Source organism: Arenimonas sp. (genome assembly GCF_019459675.1).
Classification (GTDB): domain Bacteria; phylum Pseudomonadota; class Gammaproteobacteria; order Xanthomonadales; family Xanthomonadaceae; genus Arenimonas.
The window spans coordinates 1-7576 of record NZ_JAIBFH010000233.1 but is presented as its reverse complement, the minus strand read 5'-3'; the positions used below and the strand labels follow the sequence as shown (position 1 = coordinate 7576).

Sequence of the window (7576 nt, the reverse complement as noted above, 5' to 3'; positions counted from 1 at the left end):
GGGGGGGGGGGGGGGGGGGGGCGGCCCCGGGGGCCCTCGCCGCTCAGGCTGGACTCAGACTTTTTTTTTGCGCGGTTCTCGTAGGCCGCGCGCTTCTCGGCGATCAGCTGGCGCTGGGCGTCGCTCAGCTCCGGGTCGATGATCATGCCGATCGACTTCAGGTGTTCTTCCACCACGGAGCCGATCTCGGCCACGATGGACGGCATGTACACGCCGCCGGCCTTGAAGTAGCCGCCGCGCGGGTCGAACACCGCCTTCATCTCGTCCACCAGGAACGTGACGTCGCCGCCCTTGCGGAACACGGCGCTCATGATGCGGGTCAGGGCCACGATCCACTGGAAGTGGTCCATGTTCTTGGAGTTGATGAACACTTCGAACGGCCTGCGCAGTTCGTGTTCGGTGCCCGGGTTCAGCACGATGTCGTTGATGGTGACGTACATCGCGTGCTCGACCAGCGGCGACTTGATCTTGTAGGTGTTGCCGATCAGCACTTCGGGGCGCTCGACCTTTTCGTGCATCTGGATGATGTCGGCGCCGGGGAACTCGACGACGGCAGCCACGGGCGCGGCGACGGGCGCGGCGGCTTCCTTGGCTTTGTCCTCGGGCTTCTGGACGCTGTAGGACTTGATTTTCTTGCTGATCTTGATGGCCATGCTTTTCTTTTTGCTTATCGGATTCGGAGGGGTTTCGCCCGGAGCCCCCCACCGCACAGCGGCGGGGGGGCGGGGTGTCACATCGGGACAGCCTCAGGCTTTAGCGCTTCCTGGCAACCTTTCGGGCGGTCGTCTTGCGGGCCGCCGGCTTCTTGGCGACCTTCTTTGCTGCCTTCTTGGCCGGGGCCTTCTTGGCGGCAACCTTGCGGACGGCTTTCTTGACCGTCTTCTTGACCGCAGCCTTCTTGGCGGCGACCTTGCGCGTAGCTTTCTTGGCGGTCTTCTTGGCCGCGACCTTCTTGGCCGCGATGGAACGCTTCGCGGTCGTGATGGCCTTCTTGACCTTGCGCTCGGTCTTGGCGACAGACTTCTTCACGGCCTTGATGGCCTTTTTGGCCGCCTTGGTGTTGGCGCCCTTCTTGGCCGCTGCACTCCGGGCTGCCTTGGTGGGCGCCTTCTTGGCGGCCGCCTTCTTGCGAGCGGGCTTCTTCTTGGTCAGCCCAACCGCCTGTGCCGCCGCCGCAACCGTTTTGCCGGCACTGGCCGCGGCCTTGGAAACCGCCTTGCCGGCGTTGGTCTTGCTGGCGCGCTTGACCTGCTCCTTGGCTGCGGTCATTGCCATGTTGGCGCCGCCGGCAATCACGCTGCCAAGCTCGGACGCCTTTTCCCCGACTGTTTCGGCGGCACTGGAAATGGCCGCTTTGACACCGTTGCCGTTACTCATACCCCTCACCTCGTCGATGAAACCGCGGCAGCTGCCGCGGACCTTGCCAACTTAGCGCGAACCGGGCCCGAATGCGCACGCCTGCGCGCACGCGTTCAGGCTTCAGAACTTGCCGTAGTAGCCTTCCTTGAGCGCATCGAACAGGTTGGCGGCGCTGTGCAGCTCGCCGTCGTATTCGATTTCGTCGTTGCCCTTGGCCTCCACCATCGTGCCGTCCTCGAGCTCGAAGCGGTAGGTGGTGTTCTCAAGGTCGGACTCCTTCACCAGCACGCCCTGGAAGGCGGCCGGGTTGAAGCGGAAGGTGGTGCAACCCTTCAGGCCCATCTTGTGGGCGTAGGTGTAGATGTCCTTGAAATCCTCGTACGGATAATCCGTCGGGACGTTGGCGGTCTTGGAAATGGACGAGTCGATCCACTTCTGGCTGGCCGCCTGGATATCCACGTGCGCCTTGGGCGTGATGTCGTCGGCCGAGATGAAGTAGTCCGGCAGGCGGGAAGCGTCGTCGCTGCTGTAGGGCATGGCTTCGGCGTTCACCAGGGTGCGGTAGGCCAGCAGCTCGTAGCTGAACACCTCGACCTTTTCCTTGGACTTCTTGCCTTCGCGGATCACGTTGCGGCTGTAGTGGTGCGCGAACGAGGGCTCGATGCCGTTGGAGGCATTGTTGGCCAGGCTCAGCGAGATGGTGCCGGTGGGCGCGATGGAGCTGTGGTGGGTGAAGCGGGCGCCGGCTTCGGCCAGCTCGGCCACCAGCTCAGGCGCCACTTCGGCCACGCGCTGCATGTAGCGCGAGTACTTGGCGTGCAGCTGGCGGCCCTTGATCACCTGGCCGACCTTCCAGCCGTCGGTCTTCATTTCCGGGCGCTTGCGCAGCATCTCGGCGGTAACGGTGAAGTCCTCGTCCATGATGGGTGCCGGGCCCTTTTCCTTGCCCAGCGCCAGCGCCACTTCCCAGCCGGCCACGGCCATCTCGCGGCTCACCTGCTCGGTGAACGCGACCGAATCGGCCTCGCCGTACTTCATGCGCAGCATGGTGACCGTGCTGCCCAGGCCCAAGAAGCCCATGCCGTGGCGGCGCTTGCGCATGATCTCGTTGCGCTGCTGTTCCAGCGGCAGGCCGTTGATCTCCACCACGTTGTCGAGCATGCGGGTGAACACCCGCACCACTTCCTTGTATTCCTCCCAGTCGAAGCTCGCCTTGTCGGTGAACGGGTCGCGCACGAACGTGGTGAGGTTGATCGAGCCCAGCAGGCAGGCGCCGTAGGGCGGCAGCGGCTGCTCGCCACACGGGTTGGTGGCGCGGATGTTTTCGCACCACCAGTTGTTGTTCATCTCGTTGACGCGGTCGATCAGGATGAAGCCCGGCTCGGCGAAGTCATACGTGGACGCCATGATGCGGTTCCACAGCATCTGCGCGCGGATGTGGCCGTAGATCTTGCAGGCCACCATGCCGTCTTCGCGGGTGACGTAGTTGTTGCTGTGCGGCCAGTCGCGCCAGACGACCTGGGTGGGGTCGTCCACGTCGATTTCGTTGCGTTCCTTGATGTTCACCGGGAACACCAGCGGCCAGTCGGTGTCTTTCTCGACGGCCTGCATGAACTCGTCGGTGACCAGCAGCGAGAGGTTGAACTGGCGCAGGCGGCCGTCTTCGCGCTTGGCGCCGATGAACTCCTTAACGTCCGGATGGCTGACGTCGAAGGTGCCCATCTGGGCGCCGCGACGGCCGCCGGCCGAGCTGACGGTGAAGCACATCTTGTCGTAGATATCCATGAACGACAGCGGGCCCGAAGTGTAGGCGCCGGCGCCGGACACGTAGGCGCCGCGCGGGCGCAGCGTCGAGAACTCGTAGCCGATGCCGCAGCCGGCCTTCAGGGTCAGCCCGGCCTCGTGGACCTTGCCCAGGATGTCGTCCATCGAGTCGGTGATGATCCCCGACACGGTGCAGTTGATGGTGCTGGTGGCCGGCTTGTGCTCGAGCGCGCCGGCATTGGACGTGATGCGGCCGGCGGGGATGGCCCCGCGGCGCAGCGCCCAGACGAAGCGCTCGTACCAGTACTTCTGCTTTTCAGCCGTCGGCTCGGCCTCAGCCAGGGCCTTGGCCACGCGTTGATAGGTGTGGTCGATGGACGTATCCACCGGATCGCCCTTCTTGGTCTTGAGGCGATACTTCTTGTCCCAGATGTCCTGGGATGCCGGCTGCATCTCGATGACCTGCGCCGTGCTGTTCTTGACCGCCTCCAGGCGAACCGTGCTCATAAGTCCTTTCTTCCTCCCGGGTCACCCCCTCGGTGGGGGCGCCTTGTTGTGAATTCTTATTGGGTCGTGCCGGCCAGCAAGCCGAGGAACAAGGGGCCCGACTGCGGGGTGTGGCCCCGTGGCCTGGACGCTGTCCGTTCCGCTCCCTGCATGCCGTATCGCCGTCGCATCGTGCTTTTTGCAACGACCCCAAGCCTTGGGGCCGCTCCCCGCCGCACACCACAATATGTAGTGGCGGCGGCAGCCAAAACTACCCCTCCCTCAGGGGTCTGTCAACGGCTTGCAACATGGGAAAAATCAGCCGCTTCAAGATGTTCCACGGCTCTCCCAGACTTCCCCTGAAACCTCCGGAACGGGGTTTTAACCCGCTAATCCGGGCCTTCACGCCCCCGTGGAACCACGCCGGAACGTGACCACCGTCACCCTCCCGGGGCCGGCACCACCGGGCACTGGTCCACCCGGTCGTGGTCCAGGCCGGCGCGGCTGGTCCAGCATTCGCCCAGGAACGAGCAGTAGCAGATTCTTACTTCCACCCGGGCATCGCCGGGGAAGGCCTGGCGCAGGCGGTCGTCCCAGGCCACGGCGAACAGCCGCGAGGACTCGTCGGCCCCCAGCACGGTGTCCTGCAGGTCGTTGGCGCTGACCTGGTCCCAGCCGTAACCGTGGCCCGGGCCCAGCAGCACATCCAGCGCCTCGATCCACCCCGGCACGCGCCGGCCGTCCACCAGGATGGCCACGTCCCGCACCAGGGCCGGACCCAGGCCCTTGTTGCGGGCCACGAACTCATAGCCCTTGGCCGAGAACGACGGCCGGGCGCTGACGTGCGGCCAGACCATGGCCCGTTCCTGGTTGCGCTGCACGCTCACCTGCATCAGCGACGACAGCATGGCAAGGCCGCTGATGACCAGGGCACCGATGGCGATCCAGAACTCGGGATCGCGCTTGCGCGCCGGGGCGGACACGGGGGGCACTTCGGATTCGGGGCGGGGCTCGGGCGTCATGGCGGTCCTGGCGGCGGGCGGGCGGGTCGAGGCCCACTCGCATTTTGGGCATCGGGTTGCGAAGAAGCCATCGGCAACCCTTGTCCAGCCGCCGTTGGGTTCCCATCTGCTATTTGATCAACCTGCAGGCCTGTTCCCTGGCCAGAAATCTCCGGAGCCACGCAATGCGTCCCTTCACCGCCGTCACCTGCCTCCTCATTGCCGCCGCCGCGGGCGCCGGCGCCAGCCATTGGCTGTCCGCGCCGGCCGAGCCGGCTCCCGTGGCCACGCCCACACGGGCCGCCACCGCGCTGGACAAGGCCGCCACGTTGGCCCTGCCCCGCGCCGCCCAGGCCGCCCTGCCCGCCGGCGACGGCGGCAACCTGATCCCGTCGCTGGCGCCGATGCTGGAAGGCGTAACCCCAGCGGTGGTGAACATCTATACCCGCCAGGTGGTCCGGGTCCGCAACCCCCTGCAGGAGCTGTTCGGCATGCCGGGCATGCCCCAGCAGCGGGTGCAGCAGTCGCTGGGCTCGGGCGTGATCGTGGACGCCGAGCGCGGCCTGGTGCTGACCAACAACCACGTGATCGAGAACGCCGACGGCGTGTCGGTGACCCTGGCCGACGGCCGCACGCTGGAAGCCGAACTGGTGGGCGCCGACCCCGATACCGACGTGGCCGTGATCCGCATCCCGGCCGAGAACCTGACGGCCCTCAACCTCGCCGACTCGACGCAGCTGCGCGTGGGCGACTTCGTGGTGGCGGTGGGCAACCCCTTCGGCCTGGGCCAGACGGTCACCAGCGGCATCGTTTCGGCCGTGGGCCGCAGCGGCCTGCAGGGCCTGGGCTACCAGAACTTCATCCAGACCGACGCTTCCATCAACCCGGGCAACTCCGGCGGCGCGCTGGTGAACCTGCGTGGCGAGCTGGTGGGCATCAACACCGCCAGCTTCAATCCGCGCGGCAGTGCCGCCGGCAACATCGGCCTGGGCTTTGCCATCCCCGCCAACCTGGCGCGCGAGGTGATGCGCCAGCTGATGGCCTACGGCGAAGTGCGCCGGGGCTCGCTGGGCCTGGACGGCGAAGACATCACGCCCTTCGTGGCCAAGCAGGTCGGCCTGGACGAGAACCAGCGCGGCGCCCTGGTGGCGCGCGTGTACCGCGGGTCGCCGGCCGAACTGGCGGGCGTGCGCCCGGGCGACGTGATCACCGCCGCCAACGGCGAGCGCGTGGACGGCGCGCAGTCGCTGCGCAACATCGAGGGCCTGCTGCCCGTGGACCAGCAGGTGACGCTGGACCTGCTGCGCGGCGAGCGCAAGCTCACCGTGCAGGCCATCCTCAAGGCCCAGGCCAAGGAAATAGACGGCGGTGAAATCGATTCGCGCCTGACCGGCGCCACCCTCACCGAACTGCCCGAGCGCTTCCGCCAGCAGGGTCTGATCGGCGTGGTGGCCAGCAAGGTCGCGCCCGGCAGCCGCGCCGCCCAGAGCGGCCTGCGCGCCGGCGACCGCATCGGCCAGGTCAACCGCAACAACGTGGGCGACCTGGCGGCCTTCCGCAGCGCGCTGGCCTCGCCGCCGCGCGAGCTGGTGCTGAGCGTGGCGCGCGGCGGCCGCTTAGGGTACCTGGTGATGGAGTAAGTGCGGCGCCGTACCGGCCCCGGCTGCGGCGACGGTGTAATGTGAGCCACTCAACGCTGCAGGAGGATCCGCATGAACCGCACCCGAAACCCGATTGACGCCGCCGATGCCGAGTTCGAGGAAGCGGCCAGCCACCTCGACGCCGCCAAGGAAAACCTCGGCGACGCGCGCGATGCGCTCAAGTCCGGCGTTTCCGACGCCCTCGACGCCGGGGCCTCGGCCGCGCGCGAGGCCAAGGCCGAACTCGACGAGAAGCTGCACGGCCTGCTCGAACAGGGCAAGGGCATGCTGACCCAGGCCGAAGACCTGATCCGCAGCAAGCCGCTGGCCTCGTTCGGCGTCGCCTTCGCGGCCGGTTACCTGGTCGCGGCCCTCACCCGCCGCAAGTAAGCGCCCGCGATGAGCGAGCCCCGCCAGGCGCCCGGCCAGGCCCCGCCCGAAAGCGAGCCGCCGCGGCCCGACACCGGCCCGGCCGGCACCATCAGCGCCGACGCGCAGGCGGTGCTGGACGCGGCCAAGGCGGCGGCCGGTTCGTATTTCGGCGGTTTCACCACGGTGCGGCGGCTGTTCGCGGCCGAGGTCAGCCTGGCGCGCGATGCGCTGGTGAGCGCGCTGCTGTATCTGCTGGTCACCACCGTGATGTTGGGCACGGCCTACCTGCTGCTGACCGCCCTGCTGGTGGCGGGGCTGCGCGCCGCCGGCGCGCCCTGGCCGCTGGCGCTGGCGGTGCCGCTGCTGGTGAGCGTGGGCGTGGCGGTGTTCGGGATCCTGCGCGCGCAAAAGCTGCTGCAGTACGCCGATTTCGAGGCCACGCGGCGCCAGCTCAAGAAGGGCTTCCACGTCAATTCGCACGAGGACGCGCCGCTGTGAAGGGCCTGGAAGAAAAAATCGCCGCCGTGCAGCAGGCCGAGGCCGAGTGCGCCCGCCAGCGTTCCGAAGCCCACGACGCCTGGCACCACCTGCAGGACGAAATAAAACGCACCGCCACCCCGGTGCGCATCGTCGTGTCGGGCCTGGCGCTGGGCTTTGCCAGCGGCATCGCCACGCCGGCCGCGGCCGCGGCGGCCAATGGCAAGCTGGTCAGCGGCCCGATCTTCTCGATGCTGCTCGACACCGTGGTGCCGGGGCTTCTGGCCGGCATCACGGCCGCCGCGGCCGGTGCCGGCGACGTCGAGGACGCCGCGGCCGAGGCGGTGGACGAAGCCATGGACGAGGCGCAGGTAGCGCCGGTGCAAGCCGAGGCTGCGGTCAAACCCAAGCGCAAACGCAAGCGCAAACCCAGGACGCCCCGCCGTGATCCAGCCGACGCCTGACGCCAGCGCGTCC

General features: G+C 67.6%; 8 protein-coding genes. 4 read left to right on the top strand and 4 right to left on the bottom strand.

The features are described from left to right. The 4 genes from K0M70_RS07880 to K0M70_RS07865 all read right to left on the bottom strand — a co-directional run. On the bottom strand, positions 1–653 hold a 653-nt coding region (locus K0M70_RS07880), incomplete at its 3' end, for an NrdJb (protein WP_290781250.1). A 100-nt stretch (positions 654–753) separates the two neighbouring features. Next, entirely contained in the window at positions 754–1377 is a 624-nt protein-coding gene (locus K0M70_RS07875) for a hypothetical protein (protein ID WP_290781249.1), read from the bottom strand. 102 nt (positions 1378–1479) lie between these two features. Beyond that, positions 1480–3630, bottom strand: a complete 2151-nt coding sequence (locus K0M70_RS07870; RefSeq protein ID WP_290781248.1) for an adenosylcobalamin-dependent ribonucleoside-diphosphate reductase — start codon at positions 3628–3630, stop codon at positions 1480–1482. Between the two features lie 419 nt (positions 3631–4049). After that, positions 4050–4631, bottom strand: coding sequence for a hypothetical protein (locus tag K0M70_RS07865; protein ID WP_290781247.1), 582 nt, complete (start codon positions 4629–4631; stop codon positions 4050–4052). Positions 4632–4795: 164 nt separating this feature from the next. Between K0M70_RS07865 and K0M70_RS07860 the strand changes: the two genes are divergently transcribed. From K0M70_RS07860 to K0M70_RS07845, 4 genes are all read left to right on the top strand, one after another. Next, a complete protein-coding gene (locus K0M70_RS07860; RefSeq protein WP_290781246.1) occupies positions 4796–6250 on the top strand; it encodes a Do family serine endopeptidase in 1455 nt (484 codons plus the stop codon). Positions 6251–6322: 72 nt separating this feature from the next. Next, positions 6323–6640, top strand: a complete 318-nt coding sequence (locus tag K0M70_RS07855) for a hypothetical protein (RefSeq protein WP_290781245.1) — start codon at positions 6323–6325, stop codon at positions 6638–6640. Between the two features lie 9 nt (positions 6641–6649). Continuing rightward, on the top strand, positions 6650–7120 hold the full coding sequence (locus K0M70_RS07850) for a hypothetical protein (protein WP_290781244.1): 471 nt from the start codon (positions 6650–6652) through the stop codon (positions 7118–7120). Further along, positions 7117–7563 carry a hypothetical protein gene (locus K0M70_RS07845; protein WP_290781243.1) on the top strand — a complete coding sequence of 149 codons (447 nt, stop codon included), beginning with the start codon at positions 7117–7119 and terminating at the stop codon, positions 7561–7563. The genes K0M70_RS07850 and K0M70_RS07845 overlap by 4 nt, the downstream gene beginning before the upstream one ends. Positions 7564–7576 lie beyond the last annotated feature (13 nt).